This window comes from Methylobacterium sp. (genome assembly GCF_019745455.1).
In the GTDB taxonomy this organism is placed as follows: domain Bacteria; phylum Pseudomonadota; class Alphaproteobacteria; order Rhizobiales; family Beijerinckiaceae; genus Methylobacterium.
This window is the reverse complement of the sequence record NZ_JAIETD010000121.1, coordinates 40062-57934: the sequence shown is the minus strand read 5'-3', so window position 1 is coordinate 57934 and position 17873 is coordinate 40062. Positions and strand designations below refer to the sequence as shown.

Sequence of the window (17873 nt, the reverse complement as noted above, 5' to 3'; positions counted from 1 at the left end):
ACGCGTCTACCGTCATGGTCGTGTGTCACGCACCCCTGACGGACACGATCGCGACTGACGTCGACGAGCCATTCACAAACTAACCCGCCCCATCCGGGTCGACCGCCGCCGTGCGGGCGCGTGCTGACGCGCATCCTTCCCATTCGCAATCCGGGGCAGCGGCCGACGCTCGTCCCACCGATGACCCATGTGCCGAGGAGACCGCCATGTCTGTCACGTTCACGGTCGACACCAACGACCTCCGTCATATCTTGGCGCAGATCCGCATCGCAGAAGAGTTTGCAGCACCCGGCAATACGAGGACCCTCCAGGAAATTATCGGACCGGACGCGGCGCTGCTTCCCAATGGCCTACGGGCCGTCGACGGGAGCAACAATCACCTCCTGCCTGGCCAAACCCTGGTCGGGGCGGCCGACCAGCCGTTCCCGCGCCTTCTCCCAGCGCAATACACGACTGGGACGGGCCAGTTCGACGTCAACGGGCCGGCCCCCGACGGCCTTGTCACCAACAACGACTACAGCGTCGGTGGGACGGTCATCGACACCAGCATCCGGACGGCCAGCAACCTCATCGTCGACATGAGCCCGCACAATCCGGCGGCCATCGCGGCTTGGTTCGCCAATCCCATCGCCCAGGCCGCCTATGCGGCGGCTCACAATGGCGAGGCGCCCCCCGCGGACTACGTCCCGACCGCGACCGAGATCGCCTTCATCCCGAACCAATCGCCCGACATCGGCCTGTCACCGCCCTTCAACGGCTGGATGACCCTGTTCGGACAGTTCTTCGATCATGGGCTCGACCTCGTGACCAAGGGGGGCAACGGCTCGGTCATCGTCCCCCTGATGCCCGACGATCCGCTGATCGCCGGGGGCGACGGGATCCTGGGGAACGCCGATGACCTGCCGGAGGCTCAGCGCTTCATGGTCCTGACCCGCGCCACGCCCGTCACGGGACCGGGCGCCGATGGCGTCCTCGGCACGGCGGACGATATCCGCACCGCGGTTAACACCACAACGCCGTGGATCGATCAGAACCAGACCTACACCTCCCATCCCTCACACCAGGTCTTCCTTCGCGAGTACGTCCGGGTCGACGTGACCCCGACCGACGGCGTCCCCAATCCCGTCACCCTCGCGACCGGAAACCTCCTCAACGGCGGCGCCGACGGCAAGGCCATCGCCAACTGGGCCGAGGTCAAGGCCCAGGCCAAGGCGATGCTGGGCATCGAGCTGGTGGACACGGACATCCACAACGTGCCCGTCCTGATGACCGACCCGTATGGCAAGTTCATCCCGGGACCGAACGGCTACGCACAGATGCTGATGCAGCCCGACGGCACTCATGGCGCCACATGGTTCAAGGAAGGAACGGCCGAGGGCATCCGCACGGTCGGCGCCGTGATGACCGGTCACGCCTTTCTCGACGACATCGCCCACACGGCCGATCCCGGCGTGCAGGGGCGGGCCGTGGCGGCGGACACGGATACGCTCACGGGCAACGCGGTCGCCGTCAATCCGCTGACCGGCGCGAACCTCGCCTACGACAACGAACTCTTGGACCGGCACTTCATCACCGGCGACGGTCGCGGCAACGAGAACATCGGCCTCACCGCCGTCCACACCATCTTCCACTCGGAGCACAACCGTCTCGTCGAGGCCAACAAGGCGACCATCTTGGCCTCGGGCGACCTCGCCTTCATCAACGAATGGCTGCGGGTCGACCTGACGGCCCTGCCGAGCACCCCGGCCCAGGTCGCCGCGTTGCAATGGGACGGCGAGCGCCTGTTCCAGGCCGCCAAGTTCGTCACCGAGATGCAGTACCAACACCTCGTGTTCGAGGAGTTCGCGCGAACGGTCCAGCCGAACGTCGACCCATTCGTGTTCACGAACAGCGCCGACCTCAATCCGGCCATCACAGCCGAGTTCGCGCACGTCGTCTATCGGTTCGGGCACTCGATGCTGGCGGACACCATCGACCGTCTTGGCTTCGACATGAAACCCGTCGGCGACGCGGATCCCCTGCGCCCCGGAGACCAGGAACTCGGCCTCATCGAGGCGTTCCTTAACCCGTTGGCCTTCACCGCAAGCGGCGTCGACACGGAAGCGGCGGCCGGTGCCATCATTCGTGGCATGACGCGGCAGATCGGCAACGAGATCGACGAGTTCGTGGTCGATGCCCTGCGCAACAACCTCCTTGGGCTGCCGCTCGACCTCGCGACGCTCAACATCGCGCGGTCGCGCGAGCAAGGCGTGCCGACCCTGAACGAGGCCCGCGCTGAATTCTACGCGATGACCTCCGACGCCAAGCTCAAGCCTTACACGAGCTGGGTCGACTTCGCTCAGAACATCAAGAACCCGGCCTCGGTGATCAACTTCATCGCGGCCTACGGCGACCACGACCTCATTGCGCAGGAGAGCACCCTCGTCGGCAAACGCGCCGCGGCGACCGCCCTAGTCTTCAATATCTCCGTCGACGTGCCGGACGATCCGTCGACCCCAGTGGACGACGCGCACACCATCGCGCCGCCCGCGGATCGGCTCGACTTCCTCACCGGGACGGGCGCCTGGAACGCGGCCAATTCCGGCTTGAACGACGTCGATTTCTGGATCGGCGGCTTGGCCGAGGAGAAGATGGAGTTCGGCGGGATGCTGGGCAACACCTTCAACTTCGTCTTCGAGACGCAGATGGAGAACCTGCAGAACGGCGACCGCTTCTACTATCTCAGCCGCACGCAGGGCATGAACCTGCTCAACGAGCTGGAAGCCAACACGTTCTCGGCCCTGGTCCAGCGCAACACCGACCTCGGCGACGAGGGCTCCTCGCACCTCAACGGATCGCTGTTCGGGCGTGCCGACCACATCCTCGAACTCAACCAGGGTAAGCAGGTCGGGGACGATCCGGTGCAGGACGACCTGCTCCTGCAGATCCTGGACCCGAAGGTGGTTCGCGTCGCACCGGGCGCCGATGTCGACGGCGACGGTCGCGCCGACGGCGGCATGCTGAAGTTCAGCGGCGGCGAGCACGTCGTCCTCGGCGGAACCGAGGGCAACGACCGTCTGATCGGCGACAAGGGCATCGACACCCTCTGGGGCGACGGCGGCGACGACTACCTGAACGGCGGGATGGAATCCGACCAGATCTTCGGCGGCGACGGCGACGACGTCATCGAGGACCCCTTCGGCGACGAGTTTATCCGGGGCGGCGAGGGCAACGACGCCATCTCGGGCGGACCCGGCCTCGACATCCTGTTCGGCGGAGGGGGCAAGGACTTCATCACGCACTCGACCGATCCGGTCGAGGTCTTCGCCGGTCGCGGCGATGACTTCGTCCTGGGCGGCAGCGCCGGCGACGGGCTGATGGGCAACGAGGGCAACGATTGGATCGAGGGTGGTGAGGGCTTCGACAGCCTCTCGGGCGAGAACTCGCAACTGTTTTTTAACAGCATCATCATCGGCCATGACGTCCTCAACGGACAGGGCAACGACACCGACTACGACGGCGAGTCCGGCGACGACATCATGGTCCAGGGCCCCGGCATCCAGCGCAACAATGGCATGCTGGGGTTCGACTGGTCGATCCAGAAGGGGGACCCCAACGACGGCGTCATCGACCTCGGCATTTCCCGCTTCGTCAACCAGCAGGCCCTGACCCTTCGCGACCGAAACGACTCGGTCGAGGCGGCCTCTGGCTGGAAGCATGACGACACGCTGATCGGGACCGACCGGCCGACCGGTGCGGTCGGTGATCCCGCCGGTGGCATCGTCGGGGGGCCTGCGACGGACAGCATGCTGCTGTCCCAGAACGTCGCCCTGATCAACGGCCTAGAGGCCTTGCTCAAGCTGACCCCGGGAGCGATCCGCGGTCAGACGGTGGGAGGTGATGCCACGCCCTTCGCGGACCTCGCACCCGACACCACGGTGTTCGATCCCCAGAACGGGGGCGACATCCTGCTCGGGGGTGCCGGCAGCGACACCATCACTGGCAAAGCCGGCAACGATATCATCGACGGCGACCGCTGGCTCAACGTCAGGATCAGCATCCGCGACGCCGGCGGCAACGAGGTGGCGACCGCCGACAGCCTCGCGGGCCAGATGTTCACGACGCCGGCCGGGCTCGCGAGCGGCAGCGGTCCGCTCTACCTCGGCGGGATGACACTGCAGACAGCCTTGATGTCGCGGGCCGTCAATCCAGGCCAACTCAACATCGTCCGCGAGATCGTCGATGCCGGGGCCGGATCCGACGTCGATACGGCGGTCTTCTCGGACGTACGGGCCAACTACACCGTCACCAATCTCGGTGACGGCAGCTTCCGGGTCGATCACACCGGTTTCGCCGTCAGCCCGACCCTGAGGTTCTCGGACGGCATCGACACCCTGCATAACATCGAGCGTGCCCAGTTCACGGACGGGGCCATCTTCCTCACCAACGTGCCGGCGACCGGCGCGCCGACCATCGACGACATCACGCCGACCGAACTAGCGGCGATCCGAGCCAACGTGGCTGGCATCGCCGACCTGAACGGCCTGCCGACGACCTTCGCCTTCCAATGGCAAGCCCTGTCAGCCACCGGAACCTGGGCCGACATCGCCGGGGCGACCGGCCAGAGCTTCACGCCGCAGCAGGCTCAGGTCGGGCTCCAGGTCCGCGTCGCGGTGAGCTTCACCGACCAGGGGGGCTATGCCGAACGCGTCGTCTCGGCGCCGACCGAGGTGGTCGGTGACAACATCGTCGACAACGGCGTGGGCAACATCATCAACGGCACGGCAGGCGCCGACCGGATCCTCGCCAACGGCGGCAACGACACAGTGAACGCCGGGGCCGGTGACGACATTGTCGATGGTGGGGCCGGCAACGACATCATCAACGGCGCGGCCGGCAACGACACCATCCAGGGCGGGACCGGCAGCGACACCATCGATGCCGGAGCCGGCGATGACGTGGTGACCTGGAACGGTGGCGCCGCACTTGGGCCGATCACCCTTGTTCCCACCGATGGACGCGACGTGGTGAGGGGCGGTATCGAGGGGCCCGTGGGAGACACCCTCGTGGTCAACGGGACCCTCGGTCTCGCCGAGACCTTCCGGGTCTACACGGTCGCGGCCTGGGGACAGGTCGCCGGAAACAACGTCGCCACGCTGAGCCCCGGCACCGAGATCGTCATCACCCGTACTACGGGGACCGGCATCGGCGCCGTCACTACCGTCGTCGCCGAGTTGCAGGAGATCGAGGAGATCCGGATCGGGACCGCCGCGGTCTCGGTGCCGAACCCGCCGACCAACGTGGGGGCAGGCGACAGCGTCTTCCTGATCGGCAACTTCACGACGACGAGCCTGAACCTCAACACCGTCACCATCGACGGCACCGAGGGCAACGACACCGTCGACATCTCGGGCCTGACCTCAGCCCACCGGATCGTCTTCCGGTCGAGCGGCGGGACCGACACCATTGTCGGAACGCTGCGGCCTCAGGACGTCATCGAGTTGGCGCCGGGCACGACTCGGGCGGATTACACCGAGACGCAGGCGAACGGGGTCACCACCCTGACGAACGGCGCGCACAGCATCACCTTCGCGAGCTCGGGCACTCCAACTTTCGGGACCGTCCCCGCCACAGGCGGGAATCCGATGGACGGAGGCGTCGGGAACGGTGGGGGTGTCGGCGCGGGCGGCGGCTTCGCGCTCACCACGGCGGACCTTGCAGGGATCAAGGCGCTCGTCACCGGGCAGCCCGTCGCCGGAGGCGACGATGACGCGAACGGGGCCGCAGGCGTGCGCCATCTCTCGGGTGCCGGCAACAACTTGACCCACCCTGAGTTCGGATCGGCCGACCAGCCCTTCATTCGACTCACCGACGCTCATTACGGCGCCTTCGACCCGGCCACGGGCAACAACGCCGTCAACCCGCTCTTCGCCGGCCTCGATCCGCGTACCATCAGCAACGTGCTGGGCACTCAGGAGGCCGACTTGCCGCATCAGGCCAACGGCGCCAACATCTTCTTCATGGCGTTCGGCCAGTATTTCGACCACGGCCTCGACTTCCTGCCGAAGAGCTCGACCAACGGCGTCGTCGAGATCGGCGGCCCCGGCGCCGTCCGCAGTCCGACGAGCGACAACCCGACCGACCTTACGCGCGGCGAGGTGTCGGGCATTGGGCCGGACGGCGTCCCGCAGCATCTTAACAAGACCTCGCCCTTCGTCGACCAGAACCAAGCGTACGGCTCGCACGAGCTCGTCGGTCAGTTCCTGCGGGAGAGCGACGGCCACCGGGGCGTCGGGGCGCACCTGCTGGCCGGGCTGCCGGACCCGTCCAATCCCGCCTTCAACCTACTGCCGACCCTGCGTGCCTTGATCCAGCACCACTGGGAGGCCGACACGATCTTCCATGATCCGTCCCTGCCGGGCAGCTCCATCAGCTTCCGCGACTACTATTCGAACTTCGCCACGCCCGGCCATGCCCCGGGAACCCTCGTTGACCCAGCGACAGGCGCCTTCGATCCCGGCATCGTCAGCGCCATGGCGGCGAACTTCATGGGAAGCGGGAACGCCCTGCTCCTCGATGCGAACCCCTTCGTGAACCTGCTCGATCATTTCGTGGCCGGCGACGGTCGGGCGAACGAGAACGTCTCCCTGACGGCGATGCATACGATCTGGGCGCGCAACCATAACTTTCACGTCGACAATCTCGTCGAGTCCGGCTTCCAGGGCACACCGGAAGAGGTGTTCCAGGCGGCCAAGATGATCAACGAGGCCGAGTACCAGCGCGTCATCTTCACCGAATTCGCCGACCACCTCATCGGCGGCATGAAGGGCAGCGGATCGCATGGCTTCGGCGGCTACGATGCGAGCGTGGATGCGCGCATCTCCGAGGAGTTCGCTTCCGCCGTCTATCGCGTCGGGCATTCGCTGATCGGCGAGACCCTGACGGTCCTCGGACCGGATGGCCAGCCCCGACAAGTGCAACTCGTCGATGCCTTCCTGAACCCGACGAACGACGCGGGCGCATTCACGGCTCCCCTGCCTCCCGGCTACGTGCCTCAGCCCGGCTACGCCCAACTCGGGGCGAACGCCATCCTTGCGGGGGTCGCCACGCAACCGGCCGAGGAGGTCGACTTCAACATCGTCGATGCGGTCCGCAACGACCTCGTACGGATCAACGCGGACCTCTTCGCCTTCAACGTGGCCCGTGGCCGCGATGTCGGGCTCGGTACGCTCAACCAGGTTCGCGCCGACCTGCAGGCGTCGTCCGATCCCTACGTCCACGAGGCGGTCGGCTTCGCCGGCGACCTCAGCCCCTACACGTCCTGGACGGACTTCCAGGCTCGGAACGGGCTGAGCGACGCCGTCATCGCGCAGTTCAAGGCGGCCTATCCTGACTTGGTCTTGACGACGGCCGAGGAGCGCGCGGCCTTCGTGGCTGCCAATCCGGACATCGTGCTGCATGACGGAGCCAACGGCGCCAAGGTCGTATCCGGCATCGACCGCGTCGACCTCTGGGTGGGCGGGCTGGCGGAAAAGCACATTAACGACGGCGTCGTCGGGCAGACCTTCTGGGTCGTCCTCCACGAGCAGCTCGACCGCCTTCAGGAGGGTGACCGGTTCTACTACCTCGACCGGTTCGACAACTTCGACTTTTACCAGAACCAGGTCGACAGCCAGAGCTTCGCCGACATCGTCGCCCGCAACACCGGCTTGACCGGACTGCAGGAGGACATCTTCACGGTCAGCAACGAGGATACGCAGCCCGGCGGCGGAACCGGTGTGGGCACTGGAATCGGCGGGGGGACCGGAACAGGCACCGGCACCGACGATGGCACCGGAGCCGGCGGGGGCGGCACGGGAACCGGCACCGGCGATGACGTCGGAACGGGTGGTACGACCGGCGGGGGCACAGGTGCGGGTGACGGAACCGGCACGCAAGGCGACTCCGGATCGGGGTCCGGTGGAACGACCGGAAGCGGCGCGGGATCCGAAACGGGTGCCGGTGGCACGACCGGAGGCGGTTCAGGAAACGGCTCCGGAAGCGGTCATGGGGCCGGGGACCATTCGTCCGACGACGACGACACCGACGTGGCCGAGAACGGGGACGACGATCACCAGAACGGCACCGGCACGCCCGGATCCGGTGGCCATGCGGGCGGCACCACGGGAGGGGAAACCACCGGCGGCGGAACGACCACGCCACCGACCGAGCTTCCGGCAAGCCTGGTGGCGGGGACCACCGGCGATGACGTCCTGTCCGGGACGCCCGGCGCCGACACGATCCTCGGCCTGTCCGGCGACGACAACATCCTCGCCGGCGACGGGGCCGACGTGGTCCGCGGCGGTGATGGGAACGACTTCGTCGATGCCGGCGGCGGCCGCGACGTGGTCTTCGGCGGGGCCGGCGACGACGACATCCTCGCCGGCGGCGGCGACGACATGGTGTACGGCGACGCTGGCGGGGACCGAATCCTCGCAGGGGCCGGCAACGACCTCGTCACGGCCGGGGCCGGCAACGACGCGGTGATCGGCGGCGATGGCAACGACCTGTTCGTGACCGAGGTCGGGGATGGCAGCGACAGCTACTGGGGCGACGAGGTTGGGGGTGGGACCGGTATCGACACGCTGGACATGTCGGCCATCACCGCCGGCATCACGGCTGACCTCGGCACCGGGCTCGCCGGACGAGGCAGCGTCAGCAGCAGCCAATCCGGGGCTGATACTCTCTGGAGCGTCGAGAACATCGTGACCGGTTCGGGTGACGATACCATCACGGCCAGCGATGCCGTGAACGTGATGGATGGCGGGCTCGGTGCCGACGTCTACCGCTTCCTCTCGGCGGCGGCGGCGAACGGCGACACCATCGCGAGCTTCCAGCCCGGCGACAAGGTCGACCTCAGCGGCATCGATGCGAACCAGGGCGTGGCGGGGAACCAGGCGTTCACGCTCGCGACCGGGGCGGCCTTCACCGGCGTCGGAGAGTTGCTGGTCACCCAGGAGCACCGGGCGGACGGGGACTACACCGTCGTGGAGGGCAACACCGGCGGCGACGCGGCCCCCGAGTTCAAGTTCAGCATCAAGGGAGCCCCGGCCGCGACGGCCGCGGACTTCGCCCTCTGACGCCGAAGGGGGGCGTTTAGCCCCCCTTCGGTTCCGCCGCGCTCAAGGGGGATCGAGACATGCGCTCCAGGGATCAAAAGCAGCTCGCCAAGAAGAGAAGCACCGAGGCGCTGACCCGGCATTTCGGGATGCCGTTCGTGTTCCTCGTCGCCATGTCGGGCATCATCAACATCCTCGCCCTGACCGGATCGTTCTACATGCTCCAGGTCTACGACCGGGCGCTGCCAAGCGGCAGCCTGCCGACCCTCGTCGGCCTCTCGACGCTCGCCATCGGCCTCTATGTCTTCCAGGGCATGTTCGACGTGCTGCGCCAGCAGATCCTCGTTCGGATCGGGGCGCAGCTCGACCGCCGGATCGCTCCCCTGGCGCAGCGCGTGTCCATCGACATGCCGCGTTTCGGCTTCTCCACCGCGGAAGCCATGGAACGAAGCCGCGACGTCGACACGGTCCGCGGCTTCCTGGGGAGCCCGGGGCTCGTGGCACTCTTCGACCTGCCTTGGACGCCGGTCTTCCTCGTCTTCGTCTACATGCTCCATCCCTACCTGGGGGGCCTGACCATCGCGGGCGCCGTCCTCCTAACCCTCATCACCATCCTCACTGAACTGCTGACCCGGCGCTGGACCGGGGCGACCCAGCAGGCGGTGGTGGCCCGCAACGCCATCGCCGACTCGAATGCCCGCAACGCCGATGTCCTGAAGGCGATGGGGTTCGCGGCGCGGGCCGTAGACCGCTACCGCCTCGCCAACAACGAGCACCTGGAACTCCAGACCCGGACGACGGACATAACCGGTACCTTCGCGGCCATCTCCCGCGTCCTGCGCATGATCCTGCAATCGGCGGTGCTGGGTCTCGGGGCCTACCTCGTCATCGGCGGCGAACTCTCGGCGGGCTCCATCATCGCGGCCTCCATCACCTCGGCCCGTGCTCTGGCCCCCATCGACCAGACCGTGGGCAACTGGAAAGGCATCGCCGTGGCCCGAAAGGCCTTCGCGCGACTGGCTGAGACCCTCGTCGCCCTCTCGGGCGTCGACCGGCCGATGCCGCTGCCGATGCCGGAGTCGTCCCTTCGGATCGGGTCGATCACGGTGGCGGCGCCCGGTTCGGGCCGGGTGCTGCTGTCGGATGTCAATTTCGAGCTTGAGGCGGGCCAGGCGCTGGGCGTCATCGGCCCCAGCGGCGGAGGCAAGACGACCTTGAGCCGCGCGCTGACGGGCATCTGGCCCATCCTGCGCGGCGGCATCCGCCTCGACGGGGCCGACCTATCGCAATGGGACGAGGACAGCCTCGGCCGCATCATCGGGTACCTGCCTCAGGAGGTCTGCCTGATGGATGCTACGGTCGAGGAGAACATCTCCCGCCTAGCGCAGAACGCGGATCCGGCCCTGGTGGTCGCTGCCGCCCGCGCCGCCGGCGTCCACGAGATGATCCTACGGCTGCCCGACGGCTACCGCACCGAGCTCGGCCCGTTCGGGACTGCCCTGTCCGGCGGCCAGCGCCAGCGCATCGCGCTCGCACGGGCACTGTACGGCAATCCGTTCCTGCTGGTGCTCGACGAGCCGAACTCCAACCTCGATGGCGAGGGCGAAGCGGCACTGGCTACCGCCATCCAGGGCGTACGCGCCCGTGGAGGTATCGCGGTGGTTATCGCGCACCGGCCAAGCGTCCTGGCGGCCGTCGATACGATTGCGGTCGTCCAAGACGGCAAGTTGACCGCTTTCGGGCCCAAGGAGGCCATCCTCGGCAAAGCCGTGCGCGATGCATCGGCCGCAGCCGATTCAGCCAAGATCGCAAGGGAGCGCTCCTCCGGGGAGCGGGTGCCGGCATGATCATTGAGACGAAGGGAACCAAGACCGGCGACGCCTCCCAGACCGGAGCGCAGAAGTACGCGCTGAAAGAAGCAGCCAAGTCTTCGACCGCGCCCTACTACTTGGCCTTGGCCGTCGCAGCCGTGGCCGGCTACCTGAGGTCGCTCTTTCATAACCCGGTGCATGCCGAGCCCGAGCCCAGCGCCGCCGGCCACGAGACGAAGGTTGCGCCCAAGCTCATCGTCATAGCCTCGTCGGACGTGGATCCGGGTGAGACCCCCGACGAGCATCGCCTGCTGGGGTCTTCAGGGGTTGTGCCCCAAACGGAGATGCCCTCCCCGGAATACGATGCTTCCCACCTCCAAGCGCATACGCTCCACTTCGCCAAGCACGATCCTCAGCCGAACCTCAACGACTTCAAGGCCTCGCCCGTCGTTCCCCGACCGATCAACGACAACGGTGAAAGGCCCGCGGGGGCCCGGGGCGGTGGCGGGGGCGGTGGCAGGGATAAGCACAAAGGAGACGATGGAACGGAATCCGAAGACGTCGGGGATCACGCAACCCGGCCGCCCGGCGGGCTGACCGGCAGCGATGATCCTCTCGGAGGCGGCAAGGTGAGGCCGTCGGATACGGACCGTCCCTCGGGACAGGATACCGCTGGCCCCGGCAAGCAGACCGGAGCCGACGGAGATCGGGGAGACGGTGCCGGTGATTCTTCCGGGGCGGGCAATGATGCGGGAAACGGTCCCGGCGCCGTTACGCCCCGTCCGGCCTCGAACGATGACGGGGACGGCGCCGCAGGCCGTCGCAACCGCGCACCGACCACCAGCGGCACGGTCCACCTCGCCGACGTGGCCGCCTGTGCGCTGCTGCCCATCGCGCTGGCGGACCTTCTCAGGAACGTCGAGGACCCGGACGGCGACAGCCTCTCGGTGCGCAATGTCACGGTCTCCTCCGGCGCGCTGGCCCGAGACGGCGACGGCTGGGTGTTCGATGCCGATGCGCTTGGTCCGGTCACCATCACGTACGAGGTCACGGACGGCGAGCTATCCGTCATCCAGACGGCGGTATTCAACGTCGTCGAGCACGAGCCGATGATCGGCACGGACGGCGACGATCTCCTGCTCGGAACGCTCTGCGCGGACGAGATCGATGGCAGGGGGGGCAACGACAACATCGATGCCCGTGCCTCGGCCGACATCATCGATGGCGGAGCCGGCGACGACCACATCGTCGGCGGTGCCGGGGACGACGTGATCCTGGGCGGCGACGGGAACGACGTGGTGTTTGCGGGGACGGGCGCGGATCGGGTCTCGGGCGGAAACGGCAACGACCGCATCTTCGGCGAGGAGGGCGACGACATCCTGTTCGGCGACGCCGGCGACGACCTGCTCGACGGCGGGGACGGCAGCGATATCCTCGCCGGAGGTACGGGAAACGACATGCTCTTCGGGGATATGGGCGATGATCGCCTCGACGGGTCGGAAGGTGCCGACCTCGCGTTCGGCGGCGCCGGGCGCGACGTGATCGTGGGCGGACTCGGGGACGACAGTCTGGAAGGCGGCGACGGCGATGACGTCCTCTCGGACGGGCAGGGTCGGGACGTGGTCCTGGGGCAGGACGGGGCCGACGTCATCACGGCCGCCTTGGACGGAGAGGCCGACCTGTTCGATGGGGGCGCCGAGACGGATACGCTCGACTTGTCCGGAGCTGCCAGCGATGTCGCGGTCGACCTGGTCGTCGGGACGGCCGTCGGCCAGGAGATCGGGCGCGACACGGTCACGTCCATCGAGGGGGTCCGGGCAGGATCGGGTGACGACGTCCTGACCGGAAGTTCGGTGGGCGAGACGCTCGCCGGTGGCGCCGGACGGGACACGGTGTCGGGCGGTGCCGGCGACGACCACGTTGACGGCGAAGCGGGCAGCGACATCCTTGCGGATGGGAGCGGATCGGACACCGTCTTCGGAGGCTCCGGCGACGACCTCGTCACGGTCGCCCTCGACAGCGAGGCCGACATCTTCGACGGCGGCACCGGTCAGGATACGCTCGACCTGTCCGGGACGCGGGCGGGCATCTCCGCCGATCTGCTCGCCGGCATCGCCACGGGGGCCGAGACCGGACGGGACCTCCTCGACGGTTTCGAGGCGCTGATCGGTGGATCGGGCGACGATACCTTATCCGGCAGCGCCGGGAGCGACAGCCTAACCGGTGGGGATGGTGCAGACCTCATCGCCGGTCGAGGGGGAGACGATGCCCTCGATGGAGGTTCAGGGCACGATACGCTCCTCGACGGAGCCGGGTGCGATCTCCTGTGCGCAGGGGCCGGCGACGACCGTATCATCCTTGCGATGGATGGCGACGACGATCTCGTGGACGGCGGCGAGGGCTCGGATACGCTCGACCTGAGCAGTGCGACCGGAGACCTGCTCGTCGACCTCGTCAACCATGTCGTGTCGGGCATCGAGCTCGGGCACGACAAGGTGAAATCTGTCGAGCGGATCGTTTCAGGCGCCGGTGACGACCGCTTCGTCGTCGGGGACCACGACGTCGTGCTCACGGGCGGGGGCGGGAACGACGGCTACGTGTTGCTCCCACGCAGCGGACCACAGGAGCCGACCCGCTCCGTGCAGATCACCGACTTCTCGGTCGGGGATTACGTCGACCTGTTGAAATGGTCCCTCTTCGAGGACGGGGCGGGTGCCGCCGGCACGTCGCTGTCGGAGGCGATGGACCGCGACGATGGCACCGTCTCGGGCATCCGCTACCGGGCCGCGCACTTCGACGATGGCGACGTGACCGTCATCTCAGCCGACCTCGACGGCAACGACGCCTTCGAGACAACCCTTGTTCTCGACGGGCACCATACCCTGCTCTTCGTCGAGAAGACGGCCGCGGCGACCCAGCCCAGCACGCCGATTCACTGATCCAGCCTTCGAAGGAGCGGACCATGAGTACGCGAACCATCGGTGTCCATCGTCCCAAGCCCCTGGACGCCATCGACCTCGGGACGGAGCCTTCGTTCTCCGTCATCCCACGCATCGCCCTCGGCTTCGCGCTGGGTGTGAGCCTTCTGGTCGGAGTGGGCGGATGGGCGGCGACGACCGATCTCAACGGCGCCATCATGGCATCGGGCTCGGTCACCGTCGATCAGAACGCCAAGGCGGTCCAGCACCGGGACGGGGGCATCGTCGGCGCCATTCTCGTGCGGGATGGGCAGGCCGTGACGGCCGGCCAAGTCCTCATCCGCATCGACGATGCCCAGACCCGCGCCGAACTGGCGATCGTCAAAGGCCAACTCGTGGAGCTGTCGGCTAAGAAAGCCCGCCTGTTGGCAGAGCGCGACGGGCTTCGCGACATCGTCTTCCCAGCCATTCTGTCGGGCGGCGATGGAGAGATGCTCGCCATCCTCGATGGCGAGAGCCGCCTCTTCCGCGGCAACCTCGCCAGCCGCGATAGCCAACGCCAGCAGCTTGAACTGCAGATCGGTCAGGTGGCGGAGGAGATCGCCGGCTTGCTCAAACAGAAGGACGCCAAGCAGGACGAGCTCGCGATCCTTACGAGCGAGCACGGCAAGCTGCAGGGCCTCGTCGACAAACACCTCTTCGAAAGTTCGAAATTCCTGCCCATCAGCCGCGACCGGCATCGCCTGACCGGCGAGCAGGGTTCGCTGGAAGCGTCCATCGCCAGGGCCAAGGTGCGCACGAGCGAAATCCGGGTCCAGCTTCTTGCCATCACGGACACCGCGCGCACCGAGGCCCAGAAGGAACTCAGCGTCGTCGACGCCAAGCTCGCCGAGCTGGGCAACCGACGCATAGCCCTGGAGGATCGGCTGACGCGGACCGAGATCCGCTCGCCCGCCACGGGCGTCCTGCACGAGCTGAAGGCCTTCACCGTCGGCGGTGTCGTCACGCCGGCCGACGTGCTCGCGACCGTCGTGCCCGCGGACGCCATGCGCCGGATCGAGGTTCGCATCTCTCCCCAGAGCATCGACCAGATCGGCGTCGGGCGACCCGCCAAGCTGCGGTTCACCGCCTTTAACCAAAGGACGACACCGGAACTGAAGGGGAAGCTAACCTACGTCTCGCCGTCGACGACGAAGGGAGGCAAAGACGAGGCGTTCTACGTCGGGTACGTCGAGCTCAACGAAGGAGAGCTCAGCCGTCTCGGGGAAAGCGCGCACTTGGTACCCGGCATGCCGGTGGAAGTGCATGTCGCGACCGAGGAACGCACGGCCCTTTCATATCTCATGAAGCCGATCCAGGATCAATTCAAGCGCAGCTTTCGGGAGCGATGACTGTCAAATGGCGCAAAATATTCCATTCTGTCATTTGATATGAAGTCTATAATCGTCGTGGAAGAAATTATATCAAAAATCGGTATTTCTACTCATTCCGGATTAGTGATTTCGCTTCATCGTTGTGCTACTCTCATGACAAGAAGTTATAAAGGGGAGCGCGGTAAATGTGTCCGGAAGCCGTTGGCGTTGCGGACGTCTCGCCCGCATCGATAGGTATCGACCGGGAGGATTTTCTCGGGATGGTCTTCGGCGCCTTCACGGACGCCTTGGAGGATGCCGTCGGACGGGCGGAGGCGAGTGGCTTCATCGCCCTAGTCGGCATGGCCGTCTCGGAAGAGATCAAGACCCGATATCTCCGTGTGTCCGGAACGCCCCGGTTGGACCTCGCCGCCACCGTTGATGCCATGATCGATCTCAAGCGGCGCTTGGGGGGGGACTTCTACGTCATTGAGGCGACGTCCCGGCGCATCGTGCTCGGCAACCGACGCTGCCCGTTCGGCGAGTTGGTGAAGAAGTCTCCCTCGATGTGCATGGTGACCTCGAACGTCTTCGGTCACATGGTTGCGGAGAGCCAAGGCTATGGTCGAATTACGCTCGGTGACACCATCGCCCGCGGCGGCCTCGGCTGCCGGATCGTCATCGACCTCGACCCCGATGCCCCCGACGAGGGCGGACAGGACTACTTCGGAAAGGATGTCGCCTAGGTCGGATTTCGAAGCCCTGTTCGAGTTCGTCCCCGCTCCCATGCTCATCGTGCGGCCGAGCGGGGAACTCGAAGGCGCCAACGCCTCGGCGCGTGAAGTGTTGGACGGCCTACGGATCGGTGACGTCCTACCGGTCCAGAAAGCTGCCGAGCCGGATTTGCGCCGCTACCTCACTCGCTGCGCCTCCTGCGCTGCTTCGTTGCCGGGCACCCTGTTCCTCCAGGACGACGAGGGAAACCTCGAGCGGCATGCCTGCCACGGGACGCGTGCTCGGCTAGGCGGCTTCGCCGGTCGTCCGCTCGTTATCCTTCACCTCGACGGGCTGGGATTGGGCCGTCGGTTCGGGATCCTCACATCGAAGCTTCACGACGCCCGCCGTGTCATGCTTGAGCGCCGGCGGCGCGCGCGCGAGATGCAGACGCTCCTTCGGGAACGCGAAGATCTGCTTGTCCGCCTGGAGGCCGATGCCGCCGCTCGCCTGGCAGCCGAACGGGAACGCGACGATGTGCTGACCCGGCTGTACCGCGCCGGACAGGACGAACGGCGCCGGCTCGCCCGCGACCTCCATGACCATGCCGGCCAGCATCTGGTCGCCCTGAATTTCGGGCTGCGACGCCTCCTTCCCTACCTCTCGGGTGAGGATGGACGCGCCGAGCTCGACCGCCTCCTCGATCAGGCGCAGGAAGTGGGTCAGGCGCTGCGCCGCGTCACCCTCGAACTGCGTCCTGCGGCCCTCGACGAGTTCGGTTTCGTCACGGCCCTGCGATACCTCGTCGAGGAGTGGAGCCGCACCACGTCGATCCCGACGGAGGTGCAGGTCAGCGGCGTGGAATTCCACCTGCCTGCCGAGCACGCCATCACGCTGTATCGCATCACGCAGGAGGCGCTGACCAACGTAGCCAAGCACGCCGGCCTGCCGAGCTACGTCTCCGTCGTCCTCCTGTTCAGTCCAGGACGTCTGACCCTAACGGTCGACGACGACGGCGTAGGCTTCGAGGCCGACGCCGCCTCGGTCAATTTCCTGGTGTCCCAGGGCAAGCTCGGATTGATCGGGATGCGCGAACGCATGGCCCTCATCGGGGGCGGCCTGGAGATCGAGTCCTCCCCGGGACAGGGGGCGTCGGTCGTCGCGCGGGTACGTCTCGGAAAGGATGCTTCGGACGATGAATGACCAACGCCCCATCCGAATCGCGCTCGCGGACGACCATCCCGTGTTCCGGCACGGAGTCGCCGACCTTCTGGCGAACACCGGCGGGATCGAGATCGTCGCTTCCGTGGATACCGGACTCGACGCTGTGCAGGCGATATCGAGCCTGACGCCGGACATCGCTATCTTGGACTTTGCGATGCCGGACATGAACGGGGTCGCAGTGATCCGTAAGCTCGCCGAACGGCAATGCCCGACCCGGTCGATCATCCTCAGCGCCTACGAGAGCCGGGTTTATGTCGACCAAGCGTTCGAGGCCGGCGCAGGAGGCTACGTCCTGAAGCGCTCGGCCTTCCTTAATATTGTCCAGGCCGCACGAGCGGTGGTTGCAGGCGGCATCTACATAGATTCTGCACTGCCGGCGCGCACTGCCGGCCAAAAGGCGCCGATGGCCTGTCAGAGCCACGATGACATGCAGTCCCAGCTCGCTGACCGCGAGAGGGAAATTCTCCGCTTCGTGGCATTCGGCTTTACCAGCAAGGAGATCGCCAGCCATCTTGGTTCAACGCCAAAGACCGTCGAAACCCAGAAGTCCCGGGCATGCGGCCGGCTGGGCATCAACAGCCGCGCACAAATCGTCCAGTTCGCGATCATGCAGGGATGGCTCCAGGGCTCAATCCCCATTCGCTGAGGATCGTCGATGAACCGCTGCGGCTCCATTGGGATAGGAGGTCCGCGCAGTGCGTGACGCCAAGTCTTGGACGACGGTAATCGGGGTGCTGGAACAGCATCCGCGTATCGACTGCGATCCGTAACCTCAAC

7 protein-coding genes are annotated in these 17873 nt (G+C 66.7%); all 7 read left to right on the top strand.

Translation table 11 applies throughout. The features are described 5' to 3' along the window. Window positions 1-206 precede the first annotated feature (206 nt). The 7 genes from K2Y56_RS21570 to K2Y56_RS21540 all read left to right on the top strand — a co-directional run bounded on the left by K2Y56_RS21570 (window position 207) and on the right by K2Y56_RS21540 (window position 17742). On the top strand, window positions 207-9098 hold the full coding sequence (locus K2Y56_RS21570) for a peroxidase family protein (protein ID WP_292512565.1): 8892 nt from the start codon (window positions 207-209) through the stop codon (window positions 9096-9098). A gap of 59 nt (window positions 9099-9157) precedes the next feature. Beyond that, the gene (locus tag K2Y56_RS21565; protein ID WP_292512562.1) at window positions 9158-10924 is read left to right on the top strand and encodes a type I secretion system permease/ATPase; all 1767 of its coding nucleotides are present in this window, start codon (window positions 9158-9160) and stop codon (window positions 10922-10924) included. Beyond that, window positions 10921-13827 carry a cadherin-like domain-containing protein gene (locus tag K2Y56_RS21560; RefSeq protein WP_292512558.1) on the top strand — a complete coding sequence of 969 codons (2907 nt, stop codon included), beginning with the start codon at window positions 10921-10923 and terminating at the stop codon, window positions 13825-13827. The genes K2Y56_RS21565 and K2Y56_RS21560 overlap by 4 nt, the downstream gene beginning before the upstream one ends. A gap of 23 nt (window positions 13828-13850) precedes the next feature. Beyond that, entirely contained in the window at window positions 13851-15197 is a 1347-nt protein-coding gene (locus tag K2Y56_RS21555; protein WP_292512556.1) for an HlyD family type I secretion periplasmic adaptor subunit, read from the top strand. A gap of 167 nt (window positions 15198-15364) precedes the next feature. Beyond that, window positions 15365-15904, top strand: a complete 540-nt coding sequence (locus K2Y56_RS21550; protein WP_292512553.1) for a methanogen output domain 1-containing protein — start codon at window positions 15365-15367, stop codon at window positions 15902-15904. Beyond that, window positions 15894-17075 (top strand): sensor histidine kinase, encoded by a 1182-nt coding sequence (locus K2Y56_RS21545; protein WP_292512549.1) that lies wholly within the window; start codon window positions 15894-15896, stop codon window positions 17073-17075. Before K2Y56_RS21550 ends, K2Y56_RS21545 begins: the two co-directional genes overlap by 11 nt. Next, window positions 17056-17742, top strand: a complete 687-nt coding sequence (locus tag K2Y56_RS21540; protein WP_292512546.1) for a response regulator transcription factor — start codon at window positions 17056-17058, stop codon at window positions 17740-17742. Before K2Y56_RS21545 ends, K2Y56_RS21540 begins: the two co-directional genes overlap by 20 nt. The last annotated feature ends 131 nt before the right edge of the window (window positions 17743-17873 follow it).